Origin of the sequence: Pseudanabaenaceae cyanobacterium SKYG29, from assembly GCA_025055675.1 — a bacterium.
Taxonomy (GTDB): domain Bacteria; phylum Cyanobacteriota; class Cyanobacteriia; order Pseudanabaenales; family Pseudanabaenaceae; genus M5B4.
Genome location: JANWWT010000002.1, coordinates 14,038 through 35,920 on the forward strand (window position 1 = coordinate 14,038; position 21,883 = coordinate 35,920).

Below are 21,883 nucleotides of genomic sequence, written 5' to 3' on the forward strand. Positions count from 1 at the left end.
CAATTAATCATTTTGTCTTTTGATATACCAACTCCTTAAAAAGGATTTGTTTCAGGCGATCAAACACCAGTGTTCTTCGAGTCCCTTAGCTAGGATCACCTATCCAGACACTTTTTAACTTAACTCTGGTAAGGTTAGTTTAATTCCCCAGCACCTCTATGCAAAACATTTCAGTATTTTTCAGCTATTATAGCTTTCTATAGGCTGCCTTTAGCATAATTTGGTAACTATGTCTTTTGTCCCTCTGCACAACCACAGTGAATATAGTCTCCTGGACGGAGCAAGTCAAATTCCCCAGCTCATCGATAGGATTGTGGAGTTGGGTATGCCTGCTATTGCGCTCACTGACCACGGAGTGATGTACGGCGCGATCGAGTTGTACAAAACCTGCAAAGCCAAGGGTGTAAAGCCAATTATCGGCAATGAGATGTATGTCATCAATGGGGATATAACGGTCAAGCGACCCAAAGTGAGGAAATACCACCAGGTGGTGCTAGCAAAAGATACGGAAGGTTATCGCAATCTGGTTAAATTAACTACTATTTCCCATCTGCAGGGATTTCAAGGCACAGGAATTTATGCCCGTCCCTGTATCAATAAAGAATTACTAGCAAAGTATCGATCGGGTTTGATTGTCACTTCTGGTTGTTTAGCGGGGGAAGTACCCCAGGCAATTCTCCAGAATCGGTTGGATATAGCAAGAGAGGTGGCTGCCTGGTACAAGGAGACTTTTGGGGATGACTACTATTTAGAAATTCAAGACCACGGCTATCCTGAGGATAGAATTGTTAATGTAGAAATTGTCCGCATTAGTCAGGAGTTAGGCATTAAAATTATCGCCACTAATGATGCTCACTTTATTGGTTGCTATGACGTAGAAGCTCACGATGCCTTACTCTGCATTCAAATTGGCAAGTCCATTAGGGAGCAAAAACGACTGCGCTATTCGGGTACAGAATATGTTAAATCACGGGCAGAAATGGCAAGACTATTTCGGGATCACCTGCCCTCTGAAGTAGTGGAAGAAGCCCTCAACAATACCCTGGAAGTAGCTAACAAGATTAAGGACTATCAAATACTAGGAGAACCCAAAGCCCCTGATTTTCCTGTACCCCCTGGCTATACCCCTGATAGCTACTTGGAAATCAAAGCATGGGAAGGATTGAAACAAAAATTACAGGTTGCCACAAAACAAGACATACCAGAAGATTACCAACAGAGGTTGCAGCGAGAATTAGCTGTCATTCAACAGAAAGGTTTCTCTAATTACTTCTTGGTTGTATGGGACTATATTCGCTATGCCAGGGAACAAAAGATTCCTGTCGGTCCAGGACGGGGTTCAGCTGCGGGTTCTTTAGTAGCTTATGCTCTAGGCATCACTAATATTGACCCGATTCATCATGGTCTATTGTTTGAACGTTTCCTCAATCCTGAACGTAAATCTATGCCTGATATTGATACAGACTTTTGTATGGATCATCGTGATCAGCTGATTCGTTATGTGATAGAGAAATATGGACAAGAGAGAGTGGCACAAATTGTTACGTTTAACCGTCTGACTTCTAAGGCAGTAGTGAAAGATGTGGGCAGGGTGTTGGATATTCCCTACAGTGATACGGATAAGATGGCAAAATTGATTCCTGTCTCCCGTGGCAAACCTGCTCCCCTACAAGAAATGATCAGTGATGAGACTCCTGCGCCTGAATTCAAAGAGCGATATGAGAAAGATGACACAGTGAGACAGTGGATTGATATGGCAATGCGCCTGGAAGGCGTAAACAAAAGTACGGGTGTGCACGCAGCAGGAGTAGTGATTGCACCGATGCCCCTGGATGAACTGGTACCACTGCAGTTGAGCAATGAAGGTCTGATCATGACGCAGTATCCCATGGAAGACCTGGAATCTCTGGGATTGTTGAAGATGGATTTTCTCGGTCTGCGCAATTTAACGATTATTCAAAACACGATCGACCTCATCAAGAAACGCAAACCTGACTTTGATTTAACACAAATAGTACCTGACCAACCTACGAAAGAGAATGAAGAGACTTACAAGTTACTAGCAAGGGGAGAACTGGAGGGCATCTTTCAGCTAGAATCAGCGGGTATGAAACAGATAGTGAAAGACTTGAAACCCTCCAATATTGAAGATATTTCTTCCATTTTGGCGCTCTATCGTCCTGGTCCCTTGGATGCTGGTCTCATTCCTAAGTTCATCAATCGCAAACACGGCAGAGAACCCCTAGAATATGCCCATGCAAGTTTGGAACCTATCTTGCGCGATACCTATTCTATCCTTGTCTATCAAGAACAAATTATGCGGATTGCCCAGGACTTGGCGGGTTATTCTTTGGGGGAAGCGGATTTACTGCGGCGAGCGATGGGGAAAAAGAAACCAGAAGAGATGGAAAAGCAACGGGAGAAGTTTTTAGACGGGGCAGCTAAAAATGGTATTCCTTCCAAAATTGCCAAAGAATTGTTTGATCAGATGGTCATGTTTGCTGAGTATTGTCTGACCTATGATACTTTGGTCTTGACGGAGGAGTATGGCTGGCTACCGATCGGTCACATTGTGACAGAGCAACTGAATTGCCATGTCTATTCTCTGTCGCCCCAGGGATTTATCTACACACAACCGATCGTGCAATGGCATGACCGCGGTACACAGATGGTGTTTGCCTATACCTTGGCAGATGGCACGGTAATTAAGGCAACGCCTGACCATAAATTTATGACAACAACAGGGGAAATGTTACCGATCGAGCAGATTTTCCAGCAGGGTTTGTCTTTAATGACGGTGGCAGACCTAGCAGCAACACAAGATGTATTCACCTTGGTTACAGGTACTGGATAATGGCATCCGATCGTTTTTCTGGGAATCACCTTTTACCAAAATTGCGACGGTACAGTGCTTTTTTCCTGGGGGTAGGCGTTTAGAGACAGCAGAAACAGCAGGCATCAGTAAGTTGATTGCCCATTGCTTATTTTACGAGCAACAGGATTTTTTAGAAGAGATTGGCAGTGCAGTAACGGTGGAAGCGGAAGCGGATTACTTTCTTATCAGCGCTAAATGTTTAGATGAAGACTTACCGGCGTTATTACGTTTCTTGGCAAAAGTCCTGCCCCAGGTGCAGTTCACTGCCCCAGCCCTGGCAGAGGTGAAACAGGAGTCCATCTATGCTCTCCAGAGCCAAGACCACAATCCCTTTTCCTGCGCCTATCGTCAATTGCAACCTCTACTCTATGGCAGTCATCCCTATGGCTTGAGTAGTGAGGGCACGATCGAAACTATTGGCGCAGCCCAGACGCAAGACCTGCAGGCACACTTCGATCGGTTTTATCTCCCCTCTGCCATGGTTCTAGCAATTACTGCTAACAGAGACCCCAAACAGATCGGCGAATTAGTGACAAGTACTTTTGGAGCTTGGTACAATAAAAAAGAGATTAATTGGGAGCACCTAACAGCGGAATTCGTTGCCACGGTTAACCACCAGCAGAGCGATCGAGACCAGGCTTGGGTAATGATGGGTTTTCCTGCCCCCGCTAGCTACGATCGGGACTTTTTTGCTATGAAGGTTATCAATTCCCACCTGGGCAACGGTTCTTCCAGCCGGCTGTTTCAAGTGCTAAGAGAACAAGCGGGATTGGTCTACGATGTGGCAACCCACTGTCCCACTAGATTCGATCGTTCCCATTTGCTAATTCACTGCACAACGGCAATTGACTATGTGTCGACAGTACAGGAATTAATCTGGCAAGAATGCCAAAGACTGCAAACAGAACTGCTGACAGCAGAAGCCCTGGAACTGGCAAAAAGTAAGCTGCTCGGTCACTATGCCCTGGCAAAACAAACCCCTGCCCAACTGGCATACATTCATAGCTGGTATCACACCCTGCAATTGCCCCCCGACTTCGATTTCCAATTCATTAAACAAGTAGAAATAACCACCCCCCAGGAAATCCAGGAGGTGGCGTGCAAGTATCTAGCCAAGGCGGCTATCTCGATCGTGTGTTAGAGCTGGGGTACGTACTGGGGTTTATCGGGGACAACCGTGTACTCTGCCACAATCTGACGGAATTCGTCGCCGCTCATCGTCTCCCGGTCAATCAAGATGTCCACTAGCCGATCGATGACTGCCCGATTGTCTTGGATGATCTGCAGCGCCTTTTGATAGCACTCTTCCACTATTTCCCGTACTTCCCGATCGATTCTGGCAGCAATGGCATCGGAGTATTCACTGCGCATCATCAACCCCGCCCCCAAGAAGACTTCCGTATTTTGTCCCTCCAGGGAAATGGGACCCAACTCATCGGACATACCATAACGGGTGACCATCTGCCGTGCCATGGAAGTTACTTGTCGTAGGTCATTAGCTGCCCCCGTGGTGATCTCCTCCTTGCCAAAGACTACCTCCTCCGCTGCTCTACCACCCAAGGCGGCGGTAATCCGATCGAGAATCTGTGCCCGGGAGATCAACATCTGTTCCTCAGGCGGTGCAAACCAAGTCAACCCCGCTGCTTGCCCCCTAGGAATCAAAGTCACCTTCTGGACAGGGTCATGGTGAGGCAACAAAGTACCAACGATCGCGTGCCCAACTTCATGATAGGCAATTAATCGCTTCGTTTTGCCATCCGTGAGCGCCTTGCCCTCCAAACCAGCTATCACCCGATCGATGGCATCATCAATCTCTGCCATAGTAATTGCCTCTTTCCGGCGCCGCGCGGTAAGGATAGCTGCCTCATTCAACAGGTTAGACAGATCAGCCCCCGTAAATCCAGGTGTACGTCTTGCGATCGCCTCTAAAGATACCTCTTCCGCCAACTTCTTGCCCTTGGCATGGACTTTGAGCACCTGTAACCTGCCCTTGATGTCCGGTGGGTCAACCACAATCTGCCGATCGAAACGCCCAGGACGCAACAGTGCCGCATCTAGGACATCGGGACGGTTAGTAGCCGCAATCACAATTACGCCCGTATTTCCCTCAAAGCCGTCCATCTCCGTCAAAATCTGGTTGAGGGTCTGTTCCCGCTCATCGTTGCCACCGCCAATACCAGCTCCCCGCTGCCGACCAACGGCATCAATTTCATCGATAAAGATGATACAGGGAGCATTTTCCTTAGCTTTGCGGAACAAATCCCGTACGCGGGAAGCCCCTACCCCCACAAACATCTCCACAAATTCGGAGCCAGACACTGAGAAGAAAGGTACACCAGCTTCCCCAGCGATCGCCTTTGCCAACAGAGTTTTACCAGTCCCCGGCGGTCCGATGAGGAGCACACCCTTGGGAATCTTCGCCCCCACCGCTGTAAATCGCTCTGGCTTTTTGAGGAAAGTCACCACTTCCTGTAATTCCTCTTTGGCTTCCTCAATCCCTGCCACATCATCAAACTTCACCCCCGTTTGGGCATCCATGGAAAAGCGCGCCTTGGACTTGGCAAAATCAATAGCTTGTCCTGGACCACCGAGCTGATTGGAGCGGCGGAACAAAAATAGCAATCCACCCACTAGCGCTAGGGGAAAGAATAAATTGCTAATAAAATTCCACACGGCGGCATTATTGCTGGGAGGATAGACCGCCAAGTCCACACCATTTGCCTTCAACTTTTCCAGTAGGCTAGGGGCATACAGAGGTAAATCCACCCGCGCCCGCAATTCCCGGTTCTCTAGTTGGGGGTCAGCTACTGCCACTACCGCCGTCCTGCCGCCATCGAAAATATCCACCCGCCGCACCAAATGACGATCGAGATACTCCAAAAAACGACCATAGGCAATTCGGGTATTCGCCGCATTGATGGGGGGCAGAGCCACCTGGGGACGAGCTAAAAGGGTTTGCCACAGAAAAAATACAATAACCGCGACTGGTAACAACCACAGGACAAAAGTACGCCAGGAAAATTTCATATCACGCCTGCTTTATTAAACTTAATCTATTATGCAGGATCACTCCTGGTGGGCATACTGTCTCTAGGCAGACTGTAGGATGTTAGTATAAATAGTGAGTGCTGTTAAGGAACGTAATGGGCAGAGTAGTAGGCATAGACTTGGGGACAACTAATTCCGTAATTGCCGTGATGGAAGGGGGTAAACCCCTGGTGATTCCCAATGCAGAAGGCAGCCGCACTACTCCTTCGGTGGTGAGTTTTACCAAAGACGGGGAACGTCTGATCGGGCAAATGGCAAGACGACAGGCGGTCCTAAATCCGGAGAACACCTTTTATTCTGTCAAGCGCTTCATCGGTAGGCGGTACAGTGAACTGAGCAAGGATGCGAAAAAAGTTGCCTACACTATCCGCAGAGACGAAAACGACATGGTGAAAATTCGTTGTCCCCGCCTCGATCGGGATTTTGCCCCAGAGGAAATATCAGCAATGGTGTTGCGCAAACTGGTGGAGGATGCCACGCGTTTTTTGGGGGAGAAGATCACAGGGGCAGTGATTACTGTACCCGCCTACTTCAATGATTCCCAACGACAAGCAACAAAGGATGCGGGGCGGATTGCGGGTTTAGAGGTTAAGCGCATCATCAACGAACCTACGGCTGCTTCCCTGGCCTACGGTTTGGACAAAAAAAGACAACAGAAGATTTTGGTTTTTGACCTAGGGGGAGGCACGTTTGATGTCTCTCTGTTGGAAGTGGGGGATGGTTTGTTTGAAGTCAAAGCTACCAGTGGGGACAGTCAATTGGGAGGAGACGATTTTGACAAAGCTATAGTCAACTGGCTGGCAGAAGAGTTCAAAGCCCAGGAAGGTATTGATTTACTGAAAGAAAGACAAGCCCTGCAACGACTGACGGAAGCAGCAGAAAAGGCAAAGATTGAGTTATCTACCCTGGGGGCAACGGAAATTAACTTACCCTTTATTACAGCCACCCCGGACGGACCTTTGCATCTGGAACGGACATTAAAACGATCGCAATTTGAACGCCTCTGTCAAGATTTACTCGATCGTCTATACGAACCTGTGGAAAGGGTGTTAAAGGATGCCCAGTGGAGTCCTCGGCAAATTGATGAGGTAGTATTGGTGGGGGGAGCAACACGGATTCCCGCTGTGCAAGCGGTGGTGGAAGATTTAATTGGTAAAAAGCCCAACCAATCCGTCAATCCCGATGAGGTAGTGGCAGTGGGGGCAGCCATCCAAGCAGCGATTCTGGCGGGAGAAGTGCGGGATGTTTTACTGCTGGATGTGATCCCTCTATCCCTGGGGGTAGAAACCTACGGCGGTGTGATGAAGAAAATCATTCCCCGCAACACGACAATACCAACGAGACGATCGGATATTTTTACGACGGCAGAAGACAATCAAACCTCGGTGGAAATTCACATCCTGCAAGGGGAGCGGGATTTAGCTCAATATAACAAGTCCCTGGGCAGATTCAAGCTCAGTGGTCTGTCACCCCAACCCAGGGGGATGGCGCAGGTAGATGTGACCTTTGACATCAATGCGGACGGGATTTTATCCGTATCTGCCACCGATCGGCGCACAGGCATAGAAAGGAGAGTGACAATCAAAGGGGCTTCCACCCTCGATGAAGCAGAGGTGCAGAGAATGATCGAAGAAGCTGAACGCTTCGCTGAACAAGACCGGGCCCGCCGTGAACGGATTGAGAAAATCAACAGAGCCGATCGCTTAATCAGCACTGCGGAACAACAACTGAAAGAAATTGCCCTGGATTTCAATGTACGTTTAAGCTACGAACAGCGGAAAGAGGTTGAGCAGTTGATTAAGAATTTGCAGGAAGCGATCGATAAAGAGGACGACTATCTGTTAGATGTAGGACAGGCAAAACTACAGGAAGCTCTCTATCGGATCAGCCAAGAAGTCTATCGGGAAAAGGAGGACAAATTCCTGGATGACGAAGAAGATGAGAACATCTTGGGAGGGATTCTGGAGGGAATTAGCAACATTGCCAACCGCAATCGTCGCAGCACCCGCCCTGGACGTAAACCTGACACGAGAGTTTCCTATGATGAGGATGATGACGACTGGATTTAACATTGTCATTTATGACGGTAATTGTAACCTTTGCACTACCTTTGTCAAATTGATGGAAACCATCGATCGGGGTCGTTTGTTCCGCTATGTACCTATGCAAAAGGAGGAGCTACTGCAAGAATTAGGGGTAAATCCTGAGGAGATGGCCCAGGGAGTGATTTTGTTGGAAGGCTGGCAGGAGAAGACTGGGCGTAAGTATCAAGGGATGGCAGCGATCGAGCGGATTGGGGAATTATTGCCTGGTTTTCCTCTGCTAGTACAACTTTATAATCAAATTCCTGGCGTGAAGCCCCTAGTCACCTCTGGTTATGCTTGGGTCAGAGACCATCGCTATCAACTGTTTGGGCAGTGCCCCATCTATGAGTCCCAATACCCCTTCTGCCGCCCATGTCCGACGTTGCGGTAATTTTACCTGGCTATCTAGCGGGCAGCGCCGACTATTTTGCCATGGCGGACTACCTCAACCGGCAGGGAGTGAAAGCTACGGTTGTTCCCCTGCAGTGGTGGGAATGGTTACCTACAGTGGGGGGCAGGTCGGTTGTGCCCATCCTCGATCGTCTACACCAAACTGTGCAACAAGTCCGAGACCGTTATCAAACCGACAAGGTTACCCTGATTGGGCATTCGGCAGGGGGGTGGATTGCCAGGATTTATTTAGGGGAGAAGCCCTACTACGATCGGGTGTGGGCAGCTAAGCACTGGGTCAGTCATTTAGTCACCTTGGGGACACCCCATTGCAGTCTGGAACCCTGGACAAAGAGGAATCTGGGCTTTGTGAATGAAAATTATCCAGGGGCATTTCATCCTGAGGTCAGGTATGTTTGTGTGGCGGGAGAAGCAGTCAAAGGGGAGGACAGTTGGCTTGCCTACCAGAGTTACAAATTGACAATCGGGGACGGCAACAGCAGCGGCGACGGCATTACCCCAGTGGCAGCAGCCCATCTGGCGGGGGCAACTAATATAGTCATTCCTGGGGCTAGCCATTCCCCCAAACGCCCACCCTGGTACGGCACAGAGGCAGTCATCGATCGCTGGTTACCCCATCTTTTATAATGGGCGTGGTCATTTATACAAAAGATATGGAACGCACGTTTATTGCTATCAAGCCAGACGGGGTACAGCGGGGGTTAGTGGGGGAAATTATCCGCCGTTTTGAGAGTAAAGGTTTTGTGCTGCTGGGTCTAAAGATGGTCAATGTCAGCAAGGAGCTGGCAGAAGAACACTACAGTGTCCACCGTGACCGTCCTTTTTTCCCTGGGCTGGTCAAATTTATCACCTCTGGTCCAGTCGTAGCGATGGTCTGGGGTGGGGAGGGGGTGGTGGCAGCCGCCCGCAAAATCATTGGTGCAACTAACCCCCTAACGGCCGAACCGGGTACAATTCGGGGGGACTTTGGCGCTAATATCGGGCGTAACATCATCCACGGTTCAGACGCGATCGAAACAGCCCAGCGGGAAATCAGTCTGTGGTTTAGGGAAGAGGAACTAATTGACTGGCAACCGGCCCTGACTGCCTGGGTGTACGAATAGGTGTTTGGGGCACGAGTCCGTTCCCTGTGGGCATTAGCCCCAGATTGTATTTTTCTTAATCATGGCTCCTTTGGGGCAACCCCTATTCCTGTCTTGCAGGCACAGTCCCACTGGCAGCGGGAAATTGAGGGGCAACCAGTGGCATTTTTAGTCAAGGAACTACTACCCCACCTCGATCGTTCCCGCCTTGCCCTGGCGGAGTTTATCCAGGATGACCCCCATAACTTGGTATTTGTGGACAATGCCACCACAGGGATCAATACAGTCTTGCGCTCGTTGTGCTGGCAGCCGGGGGATAAAGTCCTTACCACTAATCACGTCTATGGTGCAGTTAGGCAGGCACTGCAGTTTATCAGCGATCGATATGGGGTGGAAATTATTTTTGCTCCTGTTCCTTTTCCCTGTCAGGATATTTTGTCCGTCTTGCTGCCCTGGATTACTGCCGACTTAAAACTAATTGTCATCGACCACATCACTTCACCAACGGCCTTGGTTTTCCCTATCGCTGCTATCATTGCCCATGCCCACAGTCAGGGAGTACCTGTTTTAGTCGATGGAGCCCATGCGCCAGGCATGGTGGATTTGAATTTACAGCAATTGGGAGCAGATTGGTACGTAGGGAACTGTCACAAATGGCTCTGCAGCGCCAAAGGTTGTGCCTTTATTTCCACCCAACCCCAGTGGCAAGAATTTACCCATCCCCTCACCATCTCCCATGGTTACCAAAAAGGCTACCAGCAGGAATTTAACTGGATGGGTACCAGAGATTTTAGTAGTTGGTTGGCACTGCCAGAAGCGATCGGTTTTTTACAGTCTCTTGGTCTCAGCCACAGCCGTAACTACAATCGCGATTTAATTTACCAAGGGGGCAATATCTTGGCAGCCGCACTAGGTACCACCATGACCAGCCGTCCTGAGATTTTTATGCTCACCCTGCCTCTACCCGATCGCTGGCAATCCTACTCCCCCCAAGAACTACATGATTGGTTGTGGCAGTCCCATCGCATCGAGGTTCCCGTCATTGCCTGGGAAAACCGACTCTACATCAGAATTTCTGCCCAGGTGTACAACGAACCCAGGGATTATGAAACTTTAGCACAGGTTTTACAATCTAAGCTCTAAAATACAGACAGACAAAGGGAGAACAGTGAATGAATGCAGCACTGATGTTAGAAGAAGGGCGGCTGCTGCGGCAACAAGACCGTGCCAGTGCTATCGACTACTACAGTAAACAAATGCAAAAGGCGGCAGTTTGTCACGATCGGGAACTGTGGTTGGCAAGCACTCTTACTTTGGCATGGGAACTGTTAGAAAGTGGCAAAAGCGATGGTGGACTAATTGCCCAAACCCTGTCTGTAGCTGACCCCAATGACCCCTATTTACGCCTTGCCCAAGCCCGTCTGCGCATGTCCCAGGGAGACTTTGCTGCTGCCATCGATGTATTAACACCTGAGGTGAGCACGATTGATGACCTGGAACTACAGGGACTCCTTGTGGATGCCCTCGCCCAATGCTATGCCATTACCCACCAGTTTGACAAAGCTAAACCCCTATTCGATCGGGCTATCACTCTCCTCAGTCCCGCCTCTTTCTACTTAGGTTTTAGTTATCTGCATCGGGGGGAGATGTATTTGTTTGCCCAGGACTTTGACCAGGGAGAGGAAGCAGCCCAGACAGCGATCGAGATTGCTTTGCAAACAGAGGACCATCTTTTGCGGTTTTATGGTCTAGTTTTGCTAGTGAAGATAGAATTGCAGCGACAGGAATTAGAAGTAGCCTCAAACCTCATCACCGACTGCCAAGAACTGATTGACCCAGCCATCGATCTACTAGAAAGTGTTGTGCTAGCCCTTTTACAGATAGAAGTTTTCTGTCAGATGGGAGATGCTAAATCGGCAACCTCCCTGTGGGAGTACATTGCACCTCTAGTGGGGCAGTTACAGGATTGGCGGACACAACAACAGGCTAGCTACATCAAGGCTAGGGTAGGTATTGCCCAAATCAATGCAGGGTTAATTGGGTTGCATGAGGACACAGTAGAAGAAATAGAAGACATTTTGTTAAATGTGGCAATCGAGTATGAACAACGGCAAATGTATTCCTGTCAAGCCCTAGTCCTCCTCAATGCTGCGGGTCTGTACACAATAGCAGCCAAATTGCCAACTCCTTATCAGTTTCGGGGCAAATCCCTCCGTGCCCTAGAACAAGCAGGTGTTCTCCTAGAAAAAGTCGGTTTGAAAAACACTCAGCTAGGACGAGCAGTAGAAGAACTCTACGATCGCATACTCGACAATCTGTCTGTCACTGACAACCATCAGCATTAGTTATGTTCTCTACTCCTGTATCTGTTCTAGGAGAGAGCGAACTGTAGCCATGGTAGAGGGATCATTGCTGTAAAAAGCAGCAGCTCTTTCTAACATTTGGCGGGCTTCGCTGCGGCGCTTTTGTTGGACAAAAATTCTCCCTAACTCCAGGTAAGTGGGGGCATCATCGGGAAAACGCTCCAGTAACTGACGATAGGCAACGATCGCTGCCGCTGTGAAGTTTCTTTGCAATTGGAGATTAGCAATTTTGCGATAAATTTCCCGATTATTGCTATAGCGACTGGCGATCGTGTAGGCAGAAATAGCCCTCTCTAAATCTCCTTGGACTTCCCAAAGTTTCGCCATTGCCAGATTAGCGCCGCCATGACGGGGGTTGAGTTCCAGTGCTCGCTGGTATTTTTCCTGGGCTTGACGGATTTGATTTTGCCGCAGAGCAACGTCCCCCAGAGCCACCCACAGGTCGGGGTTGAGGGGAGAAACCCGATCGGCAGTTTGGTAGACCTTTATTGCTTCCTGAAAGTTCCCTTGCTGCTGCAGGGCATAGCCCAGGCTGAGATAGGCTTTGACATCACGGGGAGAAAGACGAATGACCTGACGATACATCTGTTCCGCCCCCACCCAATCCCCCTGCTGGGAGAGGACAAACCCTAGCCCCTTGAAAGCATCGATATTTTTGTTATCCAAACTTAAAACATGGCGGTAGGCATCACCCGCTTCGTCCAGTTGACGATTCTGTCCTAGAGCAAAGCCGAGGGCTAAGAAAGTAGCAATATTGTTGGGGTCAAGACGGGCAGACTGCTGCAAAACAGCAATGGCTTCCCCATAGCGCTGACGTTGACTGAGGAGAAAACCAATACTATTGAGAATTTGGGGATTGCGGGGGTCAAGGCGTGCTGCTTGTTGATAGGACTCGATCGCTGCTTCTACATTTCCCTGTAGCCACTGGCTTCTACCCCGTCTCATCCATTGAGTCACTTGGGGATTAGCTGACAGAGAGGAGGAGCAGACTAATAACAGCAGACAAGCAAGATAAAAAACACGCATGACCCTTTTTATCTGTTTACGTTGGTTATTTTAACTGATCCTGCGGGCAATGACGGTGCAGGCAGGCACTGAGTTCATGGACATCAAACAACATTGGTAAAAAATGAATACTCTTCACCTCACGGAAATAAAACAAAATAGGGACAGAGGGATAGAAAATCCGCCATGCTCGCCAGTCTTGGTAGGGAAAGTGTCTAATTATTTTGTCACCGCGATAAATATCTAAAGCACTGCTAGTAAATACTAAGCGTAGAGTAGCAGCTTGGAACAGCAAAAACACACCAAACAAAGCCAGCAATCCACTTAGCCAAGGTAAAACAAACCATAGAGGAATGGCTATGCCAGCAATAATAACAGGCAGGGCGTAACTAGGGGAAATTTGCGTGATTTCAGAAGTAACCATAGGACTACACCAGGAGGTTTATGGGGAACATAGTAATACTTATTATGGTCAAGGAGACAAACATTTGGGGGCAACTATGACTAGGCGGTGGCTAAAAGTAGCTATCACTTTCACGGCAATCTTTTTACTTTCTCTGAGTGTTTCTACTCAGACAGCCCAGGCATTTAGCTGGTTAGATTTTCTATTGCGGGGGGTACAAATTATCCAAATATCTAACATCTCAGAACAGGAGGAGGTAGCTCTAGGGGGGCAGATTGACCAACGGATTCGTCGCCAGGTGAAAATCAGCAGCAATGCCCAGGCTAATGAACTAGTAAAAACCATCGGTGCAGAGTTAGTCCCCCATTCCGATCGTCCCCAAATTCCCTATACGTTCCAGGTAGTAGAAGACCCAGAAATTAACGCCTTTGCTACCCTAGGGGGTTATGTCTATGTTAATACGGGTACGATCGCTGCCGCTGACAACCGCGCCCAACTGGCAGCAGTAATTGCCCATGAAATTGGACACATTGCCGGCCGACATAGTTTGGAACAGCTGAAGCAGGCAGCTATTGCCGAGGGAATTCTCACTCTGGTGGGAGCCGACCGCAACGAGTTAGTGCGTCTAGGGACAGCCATTGGCGTTACCTTGCCCCGCAGCCGAGAGGATGAATTTGATGCCGATCGCCGTGGTCTCTTCAACCTAGCAAGAGCGGGCTACGCTCCCCAAGCCATGCCCAAATTTATGGAAAAGTTAGGCAGTGCAGCGACTGGTCTAGTTGACCTTAATTTTTTAAGTACCCATCCCCCCGTTCCCGATCGGATTGCCTTCCTCAACAGTTTGATCCAAGAGCATAATCTCCAGGGCAGCAAGGGACTAGATGATGCTAGCTACCAACAAACCTGGCGGAATTTTCCTGGGGAAGCTCGTCAGAAACGGCAGGGAGGCTCTACACTGAAATTGCGGTTACAGTGAAACGGTAGAGAATGATATGTGATGGCTTCTGCGGCACGATCGGCAATACTCCCCTGATCGAAATGCCTACCCTTTCCCAGGCTACGGGCTGTCGGATTTTGGGCAAAGCAGAATTTCTCAACCCTGGGGGCAGCGTCAAGGACAGGGCAGCTCTGTTTATGGTGTTGGCAGCGGAAAAGCAGGGTATCCTTAAACCAGGGGGCACGATCGTAGAAGGCACAGCGGGCAATACAGGCATTGGTCTAACCCTGGTAGGCAATGCGCGGGGGTATCGCACAGTAATTGTTATGCCTAGCAACCAGTCCCCCGAAAAGATTGAATTATTGCGCACCCTGGGGGCAGAAGTGGAGCTAGTTCCCCCCGTACCCTTCGCCAATCCCCAGAATTACTACCATGTAGCGCGCCAGCGGGCAGAGGAACTAGAAAATGCCTTCTGGGCAAATCAGTTTGAGAATACTGCCAATGCCGATGCCCACTACTACACCACCGGTGCAGAAATCTGGCAGCAGACCAATGGGGAAGTTGATGGCATTATCATGTCGGCAGGCACAGGGGGCACGATCGGGGGTGTCAGCCAATATCTCAAAGAAAAGAACAGTCAAATTGCCACTTACTTGATTGACCCCCCTGGCTCTGGTCTCTATAGTTTTGTGACCACGGGACAGTTCAAAGCAGAGGGAAATTCGATTACAGAGGGCATCGGTATTAATCGGGAAACTGCTAATTTCCGCCGCAGTAAGCTAGACGGGGCAATGCAGGGCACAGACCAGGAGGTGGTAGAGATGGCACATTATTTACTCAAACGGGAAGGACTATTTGTCGGCAGTTCCGCGGCACTGAATGTGGTGGGAGCGGTGCGGTTAGCGAGAATCCTGGGACGCAATAAAACAATCGTGACCATTCTGTGCGATGGGGGGGGACGGTACCAAAGTCGGCTGTTCAATAGGGAATGGCTAGCAGCCAAGGGACTGACTCCCACTGCCACAGGTTTGGAATTTCTGGGGGACTAGGGGGTAACGGTGCGCGAATTAGTGTGGCTAGATTTTCGGTTATCGATCGTGGTAGCAGTGCTTGCTCCATTGGTACTATTGGTGGGGGCAGCTCTGAGTAGGAACAGAGTCATTTACAATATGCTGGTTACCTATTGGCGGGTCAGCAGTCTGCTGGGCATTACAATTTTTCTGTTGATTGGCAGTTTACCGATCGCCTTTTTGGTAGGCTGGGTGGCACGCATTTTAATTCCTGTTTCCCTGTGGTGGTGGCGTGACCTCAATGCAGAATTACAGAAACAGCGGGGGCCATTACGGAGTGCATTCCTGGCGTGGCGGTGGGGAATCACCGCCTATTTTGCGGCAGGTACAGTTATGGGTTTATTGTTTCTGCCCTGTGCCTTTCTCCCCCCAACGGAATTTACCGATACCTGCAGACTAGTCCTGGAAGTGCCCCTGTTGTTCAAACAACTGGTGTTTTACTCCATCCCTATCCCTAACCTCAGGGCCTTTGGCATTGCCATGCTGGTTGTGTTCCTCATCTTTTTTAGTTCTTATCTCTTATTTACTTTCCCAGAGCGAGGCAGGCTCTATAAATAACCCCCTGTCATCATTGCGACGACCATATACCTTTGTGTTGCGATCGGGCAAGGGCTTCCGCCGCCGCAAATCCTTCACAGTCAGTACTGTAGGGATTGTAGTAAGTAGCATGACCTTCTAGGACCATTTGGCGATTGACATTCAACTGTCCCACCCTAACCTCAGCTAGCAATCTACCATAGCGGTCTTTGGCAATGACGCGATATTGAAAAGGCTGTCCGTCTAGCATTTGTTTAAGGGCTGTACGGGAGCGCTGTCCTGCAGGTTGGGTAACATCTGGTGCTTTAATACAAGCAAGATGAATTTTGGTTTTTATTCCCTGCTGCGTCAGGATGATGTTGGCTCCATCGTAGTACTGCACTCTGAGAATTGACATCGATAGCCACAGCCAGCCCCAAACCAAAGTCCTCAACATAATTCCACCCTAGTAGAAGGAGAGAGGGAAATGAGGTCTTCGATATTGCGATTGATGTTATGGCAAATTTGGTCAAGGGGGAGGTCGTTAGGGTCGGAGCCAAAGGGGTCTTCAATTTCTTCGGCAATCTCTTCGATGCCCAGCAAAACAAAAGTGACCATGATCGTAGCCAAGCCTGTAATCCAGCCAAAGGCATCGACAATTTGGAAGGGCAAAAAGACACAGTAAATCAATAAAATCTGCTTCAAATGAATACTATAAGCAGCAGGGATAGGGGTTTTTTGGATGCGCTCACAAATGCCTAGGGCATCTACCAAAGCATTGATCTGTTGGTGAATTAAATTGAGGAGATAGACGTGTAAACAACCTTTTTGGTGTTGCCTGTGGGCATAATCTCCCAACCAAAAAGCAACTTTTAAGGGAGGATTATTCATTCTTTGTAATTCGGCAAACTGCTCGGGCGTGAGGAAAGGACGCACTTCTGGGTCAAGGGAGCTATGGCGTAAATGTAGTTTGATGCATACAACATAGGCAACTAGCAACTTCAGAGCGGCAATTTTGTCCAATCTATCCTGGTGGGAAGTCTCCTGCACAGCGATCCAGATAGTGCGGGCAATATTACGGGTAGTGTTGACCAACGTGCCCCAAGCCTTGCGCCCTTCCCAAAACCGTTCGTAGGCAGTGTTAGTGCGAAAAACCAGGAGCAGACTGAGAACCAGATTCAGAACAAAGCCCACACTGCTCAAAATTTCAGGAGATAAATCCCGCCCCGTTGCCTGCTCCAGGAGGAAAACACCCTCGCCCAATATACCACAGGCAATCACCCTGGGCAGCACAGCCGGAATGACAGAACCCCGAAACTTGAGAGCACTCCTGAGCCAAGCCTGGCTTTTCATTGCAGTTGTAGGAAGATTTGCCCCCTTAGCACCGTGTTGGTAGAACTGGGTAAACGAGCGATCGTTACTGATTGTAAATGATGCAGGAGGGGGCTAACCAAGTTGGGTAAGGTGGGCATGGTCTCCTGCAGTAGGTCAGTGAAGGCGGGTAGTGCTACCGCCCGATCGAAATGGGCAAAGTCCTGTTTGGGTAGAGGAGCAGGGGTAGTAGAGCCATCTAGGGCAGCAATCAAGACAGGGACAGAACTAGCAAAACCCACCACCCGATCGGTACTACTATGTACAGCGTGGACACGTCCTTTGACGATAGTGGGGTCACTAGCTTGCAAATCCGTCCAGACGGTCAGTTCGTGGTTTTTGAGATTAATTTTGCCGACGGTGAGGCGCTGTTGCGCGTCTTTGTCTAGGTTTTCCAGGGCAGCACTAGTGTTGACATCTGGGGTTTTAGCAGCAAGGAAAAGCCAATTGGAGTCTGCCCCAATCGCAAGGGCATAGTCTCCCCTGACCCAGGTAAAGATGTCGGTTTCCAAGTTAAAGCCGATCGCCTGCCCCAGGTCATCCACCAATTTTTGCACCAGTTGTTGTAAACCAGGATAGGGAGTCAAACTTGCCCGCAGATTCTGCCAGGTAGTCTGGAGGTCATGTCCTGCTAAAACAGTAGTGTGGGGCGGCAGTAGTTTAACTAACCCATTGGCAGCAGTGGGGGAGGAAGCAGACTCAGTCCAGGGACGATCGCCAACCAGCAGGACTTCTCCTTCCACTTGACCATTTTTCACCCTCAAGCCCACACCCACACTAGCAGCAGGTAGTACCTGGACAGGCGTACCGAGAAAACCTGCGGTTGTTCCCCAATCCCCCAATTCGGTCAAATTGATGAAAGCAAACCCTATCCGCTTTTCCTTGAGATTAGCCAGGATAGTGCGATAGCGGGAAGAATTAGCCAAAGACAAGTCCGATACCTGCAAGTCATTGATAGCATTGCGAATTACCCGCACATCATTAGCAAAAATGGCATAGTTACCCAAAGTCGCCCCTGCCACACTGGGCGTAGTATCAGTAGTGATAATGGGAATACCCTCATGCTGCTCAAATAGGAGGTTTGCCCCTTGGGCTGCCAAATTTTGCCAAAACCGTTCCAAATCCCGCCGCGCCCGTTGGGGCTGGGCTATTGCCACAGCAATCAGGTAACCAGGCTGTAAACCATTACTGCCATCCCGATCGAGGTCAGCCGTCGTCACCGCTAACGTCAGTTCATCCCCTGCCCAGGCACTGATATAACGATCGTAGTCCACCAACCAATTTTGCTGAATCAGGGAGTGCCATGCCTGCCATTCCTGTCGCAATTGCCGCCTGTGGGAGGGAGCTGTAAACAGCCGGGCTGCCAGACCCAACCGATCGGGGTTCACCAGTAGGGAAGCCACTAGGGGAGCCTGCTTAGAAATAAACTTCGTGGCTAAGGGCTGACTCTTTTGCCCCACCAAAACAGGGGCAGGACGCAGGGCTAAAACCCGTCCCCACAGACTAAACCCAATTAATAAGGCTAGGGCAGCTATCACTCCTAGCACAGCAATTACTCTTTGCTTCTGCATAGCTACTGAATCTGACTTAGGGCTTATTCTACACCCCCTGGCTAAAATAAAAGAAAGATTTGACGCAATTGATACCGGTCGTTATCATAAGTGCATTTACAGGAGAATCGCCCCATGAACCTGCTGCCTGAATCCACCAACAATGTCAGCGCCACCACCATTAGACCCTGGGGTTCCTTTACCGTCCTAGAAGAAGGCAAGGGGTACAAGATCAAACGGATTGAAGTCAAACCCGGACATCGCTTGAGTTTACAGATGCACCATCACCGCAGCGAGCACTGGATTGTAGTTTCGGGCACGGCAAAGGTCACCTGTGGCGATCAAGAGATTATGCTCTGTAGCAATCAGTCCACCTATGTTCCCCAATGCACCCCCCATCGGCTGGCTAACCCTGGGGTCATCCCGTTAGTGATCATAGAAGTCCAAAATGGGGAATACTTAGGCGAGGACGACATTGTGCGTTTCCATGATGACTACGCCCGTGGCGAGGACAACAACAATGGCTATGGAGACCGCCATCAGCGTCCACCGTCTCACTAAGACCTACCGCAAGGGCTTCTGGCTAAATCAAAAGGTCACTTCTCTCCAGGAATGTTCCCTGGAAGTACCCCTAGGTGTAACTTTTGGTTTGCTGGGACCCAATGGGGCGGGGAAAACTACGCTCCTAAAGATACTGCTGGGCATCATTCGTCCCACCGCAGGCAGTGGTACTGTACTAGGGCAACCGTTAGGCGATCGCAGTGTGCGACAGCGGATTGGTTACCTGCCTGAAAATGCCTACTACTACGACTACCTAACAGGGTGGGAATTGCTGGAATTCATGGGGTCACTGCTAGGAGTACCAGAAAAACAGAAACGGATTGTGGAATTACTTGACCTCGTAGGTTTATCCCAGGCCAACGCCCGCCAGAAAAAAATCAAGGAATATTCCAAGGGGATGGTACAGAGAATTGGCATTGCCCAAGCCCTGATCAATGACCCTGAACTGGTATTTTTGGATGAACCCATGTCGGGGTTAGACCCCCTAGGGCGTTACCAAATGCGGGAGATCATCCAAGGGCTGCACCGCCAAGGGAAAACTGTCTTTTTTAATAGCCACATCCTCTCTGATGCCGAGGCAATTTGTGACTACATAGGTATTCTCAACCAGGGACATCTGGTAGCGATGGGCAAAATCCAAGACCTCTTGGGGGAAGAGGAGACCTATCATGTTGTGGGCAAGGGGGGAGCGCCCGATCGGATTGGGCAATTTCTCCACCAGCTGGAATGGCACGGGGATAGCTGGCAGGGCTTATTGGCACATTCCCCGGGGGAGTTTTTGAGGGTAGTGGAGGAAGATGGCGGTAAGATCATCAGTTTGGTAATGGCAAGACAAAACCTAGAAGAGTTCTTTATCCAGAAAATCAGGGAAGGGGTACCCCCCATTCCCCCCGAAGAAGCAGCTAAGCCACCTCTGGCGGCGTAACCAGGACTTGATAACGCAATTTGGGCTGAACAGGGTTAAACTGTAGAGACTCGATCGTTGCCCAAGCTGCCTTAGTGAGAGCAGGGGAAGCATTCTGTTCTAGGAGAATTTGGCAATACTCTTTCAGCTGTTGTTCCTGTTGGAAGGAAAGAGAGTGCTCCGACGCCTTTCTTTGCAACTCCTGCAGGGCTATGAGACGAGTCAGATGATCTTCGGAAGCCAGTTGCAGAATTAGATGATTAACACTGCGTGCTTTGCTGCTTTCCCCCAAATTTTGGTACAGCAACAGCGCTAGGATTGCCAGGACAGCCAGGAACTGAACTGCTGTAGCGATGCTAACCCAGCTATTGGGATGGGACTGCAATAACATTAGGAGCAAGTAACAGACAAACACACTGCCACTACCTATCGCTAGTGCCCATACCAGACGTTGGGTAGGCGTACCCGATCGGCGATATTGGTAGGCAATCAGCATAGCTGTCGTCCCACAGAGAAGGGTTACAACTAAACGCCAATTAGTGAGTACCATCACCAAGACCCCTCCCGCCATCACCAAGCCAGAGGTGGACACCCGATCGGTATATTTGCTTTTCACAACTCTCAGCTCTATCTTGACTTTTATTGTAGACAGGGGTTAGAGCTTTGTAAATCCTGGTGAAAAAAACTCACTGCCTGGTCTAGGACCGCTGCCAAGGAAGAGACAACGGGGGCAGGGGGCAAGGGGGGACGTTGTACCATCACCACGGGTAAGTGCAACTGTCGTGCCGCTAAAATTTTGGCATAGGTGGCATCACCACCGCTATTTTTAGTCACGATCGTATCAATTCTGTACTCCTGTAACAATGCCAATTCCCTTTCCAGGGTAAAAGGACCCCGATCGAGAATCACCTCACTGTTGGGAATTTCTAGGGTAGGGGGGTCAACCGATCGGATCAAAAACCATAAATGGGGTAAGTGGAGAAAGGGAGTCAAGTTTTGCCTGCCCGTAGTAATAAATACTCTTTGGGCTGTAGGGGGAAGGGCGGCGGGGACAGCTTCTAAACGATCGACAGAAATCCAGCGATCGGCGGGGGTAGGTAACCAAGGGGGACGGCAAAACAATAGATAGGGCACCTGGGCAAGACGGCAAGCCAGAAAAGCGTGATGTTTAATTTGTCCTGCACAGGGATGGGTGAGGTCAACAACAAAATCAATCTTCTCTTGCCTTAAATAATCAACCAGACCTAGTACCCCACCAAATCCCCCAATTCTAACTGTGCCCTGTAAATTCTGGGGCTGGGCAGTCCGCCCCGCTAGGGAAGTAATTACCTCCACCTGGGGACAAAGAGAGACAAACTGGTGCACAAATTTGACGGCATCCCCTGTCCCCCCTAGAACTAGTAACTTAGACTTAGAACATTTCCACACTGCTGGTGAAGATAGGCTCAACGTGAACACCAATGACATTACTAGGGCGGACAAATAAAATCTCGTTTTCCTCCTTCATAGGCATGGGTGTCAGTTCCCGTGACTCCGCCTTGGGTTCAAATTTCCCCTTGTACCAGGTTTTAACTTCTTCCATTGTATTAAAACGCAATCGCGCTGTATGACCACCCTCCAGCATGAGATGGACATGAAATTCATTGGGCTTTCTGGGTTCTCTGGGCATAACCAACTCTGCTAAATTGCTAAACTTTAGATTA

Annotated in this window: 22 protein-coding genes; 13 read left to right on the top strand and 9 right to left on the bottom strand. The window is 49.4% G+C overall.

Features of this window, described 5'->3' with window-relative positions:
* Positions 1-229 precede the first annotated feature (229 nt).
* The gene (locus NZM01_04770) at positions 230-2,854 is read left to right on the top strand and encodes a DNA polymerase III subunit alpha (protein ID MCS6959340.1); all 2,625 of its coding nucleotides are present in this window, start codon (positions 230-232) and stop codon (positions 2,852-2,854) included.
* Positions 2,823-4,016 carry an insulinase family protein gene (locus tag NZM01_04775; protein MCS6959341.1) on the top strand — a complete coding sequence of 398 codons (1,194 nt, stop codon included), beginning with the start codon at positions 2,823-2,825 and terminating at the stop codon, positions 4,014-4,016. The genes NZM01_04770 and NZM01_04775 overlap by 32 nt, the downstream gene beginning before the upstream one ends.
* Here NZM01_04775 and ftsH read toward each other — a convergent pair.
* Positions 4,013-5,902 carry an ATP-dependent zinc metalloprotease FtsH gene (gene ftsH, locus NZM01_04780; protein MCS6959342.1) on the bottom strand — a complete coding sequence of 630 codons (1,890 nt, stop codon included), beginning with the start codon at positions 5,900-5,902 and terminating at the stop codon, positions 4,013-4,015. The two genes, NZM01_04775 and ftsH, sit on opposite strands and share 4 nt — an antisense overlap.
* 116 nt (positions 5,903-6,018) lie before the next feature.
* Here ftsH and dnaK point away from each other — a divergent pair, with 116 nt between their 5' ends.
* From dnaK to NZM01_04810, 6 genes are read left to right on the top strand one after another with little or no spacing between them, the layout of a single operon-like run.
* The gene (dnaK, locus tag NZM01_04785; protein MCS6959343.1) at positions 6,019-7,992 is read left to right on the top strand and encodes a molecular chaperone DnaK; all 1,974 of its coding nucleotides are present in this window, start codon (positions 6,019-6,021) and stop codon (positions 7,990-7,992) included.
* Complete coding sequence (locus NZM01_04790) at positions 7,973-8,398, top strand: DUF393 domain-containing protein (protein ID MCS6959344.1); 426 nt, start codon at positions 7,973-7,975, stop codon at positions 8,396-8,398. Before dnaK ends, NZM01_04790 begins: the two co-directional genes overlap by 20 nt.
* A complete protein-coding gene (locus tag NZM01_04795) occupies positions 8,380-9,045 on the top strand; it encodes an alpha/beta hydrolase (protein MCS6959345.1) in 666 nt (221 codons plus the stop codon). The genes NZM01_04790 and NZM01_04795 overlap by 19 nt, the downstream gene beginning before the upstream one ends.
* 26 nt (positions 9,046-9,071) lie before the next feature.
* Positions 9,072-9,521, top strand: a complete 450-nt coding sequence (gene ndk / locus NZM01_04800) for a nucleoside-diphosphate kinase (protein ID MCS6959346.1) — start codon at positions 9,072-9,074, stop codon at positions 9,519-9,521.
* The gene (locus NZM01_04805) at positions 9,522-10,643 is read left to right on the top strand and encodes an aminotransferase class V-fold PLP-dependent enzyme (protein ID MCS6959347.1); all 1,122 of its coding nucleotides are present in this window, start codon (positions 9,522-9,524) and stop codon (positions 10,641-10,643) included. It begins immediately after the preceding gene.
* 29 nt (positions 10,644-10,672) lie between these two features.
* Positions 10,673-11,845: a hypothetical protein gene (locus NZM01_04810; GenBank protein ID MCS6959348.1), complete on the top strand. Its 1,173-nt coding sequence runs from the start codon at positions 10,673-10,675 to the stop codon at positions 11,843-11,845.
* Positions 11,846-11,854: 9 nt separating this feature from the next.
* On the opposite strand, the gene NZM01_04815 is transcribed toward NZM01_04810, so the two are convergent.
* Together NZM01_04815 and NZM01_04820 are read right to left on the bottom strand one after the other, a co-directional pair.
* The gene (locus NZM01_04815) at positions 11,855-12,889 is read right to left on the bottom strand and encodes a tetratricopeptide repeat protein (protein MCS6959349.1); all 1,035 of its coding nucleotides are present in this window, start codon (positions 12,887-12,889) and stop codon (positions 11,855-11,857) included.
* A 25-nt stretch (positions 12,890-12,914) separates the two neighbouring features.
* Positions 12,915-13,292, bottom strand: a complete 378-nt coding sequence (locus NZM01_04820) for a DUF3119 family protein (protein ID MCS6959350.1) — start codon at positions 13,290-13,292, stop codon at positions 12,915-12,917.
* A gap of 76 nt (positions 13,293-13,368) precedes the next feature.
* Here NZM01_04820 and NZM01_04825 point away from each other — a divergent pair, with 76 nt between their 5' ends.
* The 3 genes from NZM01_04825 to NZM01_04835 are packed head-to-tail and all read left to right on the top strand — an operon-like array spanning position 13,369 to position 15,836.
* Positions 13,369-14,247, top strand: a complete 879-nt coding sequence (locus NZM01_04825) for a M48 family metallopeptidase (protein MCS6959351.1) — start codon at positions 13,369-13,371, stop codon at positions 14,245-14,247.
* An 11-nt stretch (positions 14,248-14,258) separates the two neighbouring features.
* Positions 14,259-15,257 carry a cysteine synthase A gene (locus NZM01_04830; GenBank protein ID MCS6959352.1) on the top strand — a complete coding sequence of 333 codons (999 nt, stop codon included), beginning with the start codon at positions 14,259-14,261 and terminating at the stop codon, positions 15,255-15,257.
* A gap of 9 nt (positions 15,258-15,266) precedes the next feature.
* Positions 15,267-15,836: a DUF3177 family protein gene (locus NZM01_04835; GenBank protein MCS6959353.1), complete on the top strand. Its 570-nt coding sequence runs from the start codon at positions 15,267-15,269 to the stop codon at positions 15,834-15,836.
* A 10-nt stretch (positions 15,837-15,846) separates the two neighbouring features.
* Here the strand turns inward: NZM01_04835 and NZM01_04840 are convergent, their stop codons facing one another.
* The 3 genes from NZM01_04840 to NZM01_04850 are packed head-to-tail and all read right to left on the bottom strand — an operon-like array spanning position 15,847 to position 18,736.
* Positions 15,847-16,251 (bottom strand): thermonuclease family protein, encoded by a 405-nt coding sequence (locus NZM01_04840; protein MCS6959354.1) that lies wholly within the window; start codon positions 16,249-16,251, stop codon positions 15,847-15,849.
* Entirely contained in the window at positions 16,245-17,147 is a 903-nt protein-coding gene (locus tag NZM01_04845; GenBank protein MCS6959355.1) for a hypothetical protein, read from the bottom strand. The genes NZM01_04840 and NZM01_04845 overlap by 7 nt, the downstream gene beginning before the upstream one ends.
* On the bottom strand, positions 17,144-18,736 hold the full coding sequence (locus NZM01_04850) for a DUF3352 domain-containing protein (GenBank protein ID MCS6959356.1): 1,593 nt from the start codon (positions 18,734-18,736) through the stop codon (positions 17,144-17,146). The genes NZM01_04845 and NZM01_04850 overlap by 4 nt, the downstream gene beginning before the upstream one ends.
* A gap of 114 nt (positions 18,737-18,850) precedes the next feature.
* Here NZM01_04850 and NZM01_04855 point away from each other — a divergent pair, with 114 nt between their 5' ends.
* Both NZM01_04855 and NZM01_04860 read left to right on the top strand, forming a co-directional pair.
* The gene (locus tag NZM01_04855) at positions 18,851-19,276 is read left to right on the top strand and encodes a phosphomannose isomerase type II C-terminal cupin domain (protein MCS6959357.1); all 426 of its coding nucleotides are present in this window, start codon (positions 18,851-18,853) and stop codon (positions 19,274-19,276) included.
* Positions 19,206-20,201 (top strand): ABC transporter ATP-binding protein, encoded by a 996-nt coding sequence (locus NZM01_04860; GenBank protein MCS6959358.1) that lies wholly within the window; start codon positions 19,206-19,208, stop codon positions 20,199-20,201. The genes NZM01_04855 and NZM01_04860 overlap by 71 nt, the downstream gene beginning before the upstream one ends.
* Here the strand turns inward: NZM01_04860 and NZM01_04865 are convergent.
* From NZM01_04865 to NZM01_04875, 3 genes are read right to left on the bottom strand one after another with little or no spacing between them, the layout of a single operon-like run.
* The gene (locus NZM01_04865) at positions 20,179-20,796 is read right to left on the bottom strand and encodes a hypothetical protein (protein ID MCS6959359.1); all 618 of its coding nucleotides are present in this window, start codon (positions 20,794-20,796) and stop codon (positions 20,179-20,181) included. The two genes, NZM01_04860 and NZM01_04865, sit on opposite strands and share 23 nt — an antisense overlap.
* 23 nt (positions 20,797-20,819) lie before the next feature.
* Positions 20,820-21,647, bottom strand: a complete 828-nt coding sequence (locus NZM01_04870) for a cobalt-precorrin-6A reductase (GenBank protein ID MCS6959360.1) — start codon at positions 21,645-21,647, stop codon at positions 20,820-20,822.
* Positions 21,592-21,849 (bottom strand): hypothetical protein, encoded by a 258-nt coding sequence (locus tag NZM01_04875; GenBank protein MCS6959361.1) that lies wholly within the window; start codon positions 21,847-21,849, stop codon positions 21,592-21,594. The genes NZM01_04870 and NZM01_04875 overlap by 56 nt, the downstream gene beginning before the upstream one ends.
* Positions 21,850-21,883 lie beyond the last annotated feature (34 nt).

Excerpts from the sequence above, each read along its gene's own strand:
- NZM01_04825 (MCS6959351.1), top strand. The coding sequence starts at position 13,369 with ATGACTAGGCGGTGGCTAAAAGTAGCTATCACTTTCACGGCAATCTTT.
- NZM01_04815 (MCS6959349.1), bottom strand. The coding sequence starts at position 12,889 with ATGCGTGTTTTTTATCTTGCTTGTCTGCTGTTATTAGTCTGCTCCTCC.
- NZM01_04810 (MCS6959348.1), top strand. The coding sequence starts at position 10,673 with ATGAATGCAGCACTGATGTTAGAAGAAGGGCGGCTGCTGCGGCAACAA.
- NZM01_04775 (MCS6959341.1), top strand. The coding sequence starts at position 2,823 with ATGTATTCACCTTGGTTACAGGTACTGGATAATGGCATCCGATCGTTT.
- NZM01_04860 (MCS6959358.1), top strand. The coding sequence starts at position 19,206 with ATGACTACGCCCGTGGCGAGGACAACAACAATGGCTATGGAGACCGCC.
- ftsH (MCS6959342.1), bottom strand. The coding sequence starts at position 5,902 with ATGAAATTTTCCTGGCGTACTTTTGTCCTGTGGTTGTTACCAGTCGCG.
- NZM01_04855 (MCS6959357.1), top strand. The coding sequence starts at position 18,851 with ATGAACCTGCTGCCTGAATCCACCAACAATGTCAGCGCCACCACCATT.
- NZM01_04795 (MCS6959345.1), top strand. The coding sequence starts at position 8,380 with ATGTCCGACGTTGCGGTAATTTTACCTGGCTATCTAGCGGGCAGCGCC.
- NZM01_04790 (MCS6959344.1), top strand. The coding sequence starts at position 7,973 with ATGATGACGACTGGATTTAACATTGTCATTTATGACGGTAATTGTAAC.
- NZM01_04820 (MCS6959350.1), bottom strand. The coding sequence starts at position 13,292 with ATGGTTACTTCTGAAATCACGCAAATTTCCCCTAGTTACGCCCTGCCT.
- NZM01_04840 (MCS6959354.1), bottom strand. The coding sequence starts at position 16,251 with ATGTTGAGGACTTTGGTTTGGGGCTGGCTGTGGCTATCGATGTCAATT.
- NZM01_04850 (MCS6959356.1), bottom strand. The coding sequence starts at position 18,736 with ATGCAGAAGCAAAGAGTAATTGCTGTGCTAGGAGTGATAGCTGCCCTA.
- NZM01_04870 (MCS6959360.1), bottom strand. The coding sequence starts at position 21,647 with ATGTCATTGGTGTTCACGTTGAGCCTATCTTCACCAGCAGTGTGGAAA.
- NZM01_04770 (MCS6959340.1), top strand. The coding sequence starts at position 230 with ATGTCTTTTGTCCCTCTGCACAACCACAGTGAATATAGTCTCCTGGAC.
- NZM01_04875 (MCS6959361.1), bottom strand. The coding sequence starts at position 21,849 with ATGCCCAGAGAACCCAGAAAGCCCAATGAATTTCATGTCCATCTCATG.
- NZM01_04830 (MCS6959352.1), top strand. The coding sequence starts at position 14,259 with ATGATATGTGATGGCTTCTGCGGCACGATCGGCAATACTCCCCTGATC.
- dnaK (MCS6959343.1), top strand. The coding sequence starts at position 6,019 with ATGGGCAGAGTAGTAGGCATAGACTTGGGGACAACTAATTCCGTAATT.
- ndk (MCS6959346.1), top strand. The coding sequence starts at position 9,072 with ATGGAACGCACGTTTATTGCTATCAAGCCAGACGGGGTACAGCGGGGG.
- NZM01_04845 (MCS6959355.1), bottom strand. The coding sequence starts at position 17,147 with ATGAAAAGCCAGGCTTGGCTCAGGAGTGCTCTCAAGTTTCGGGGTTCT.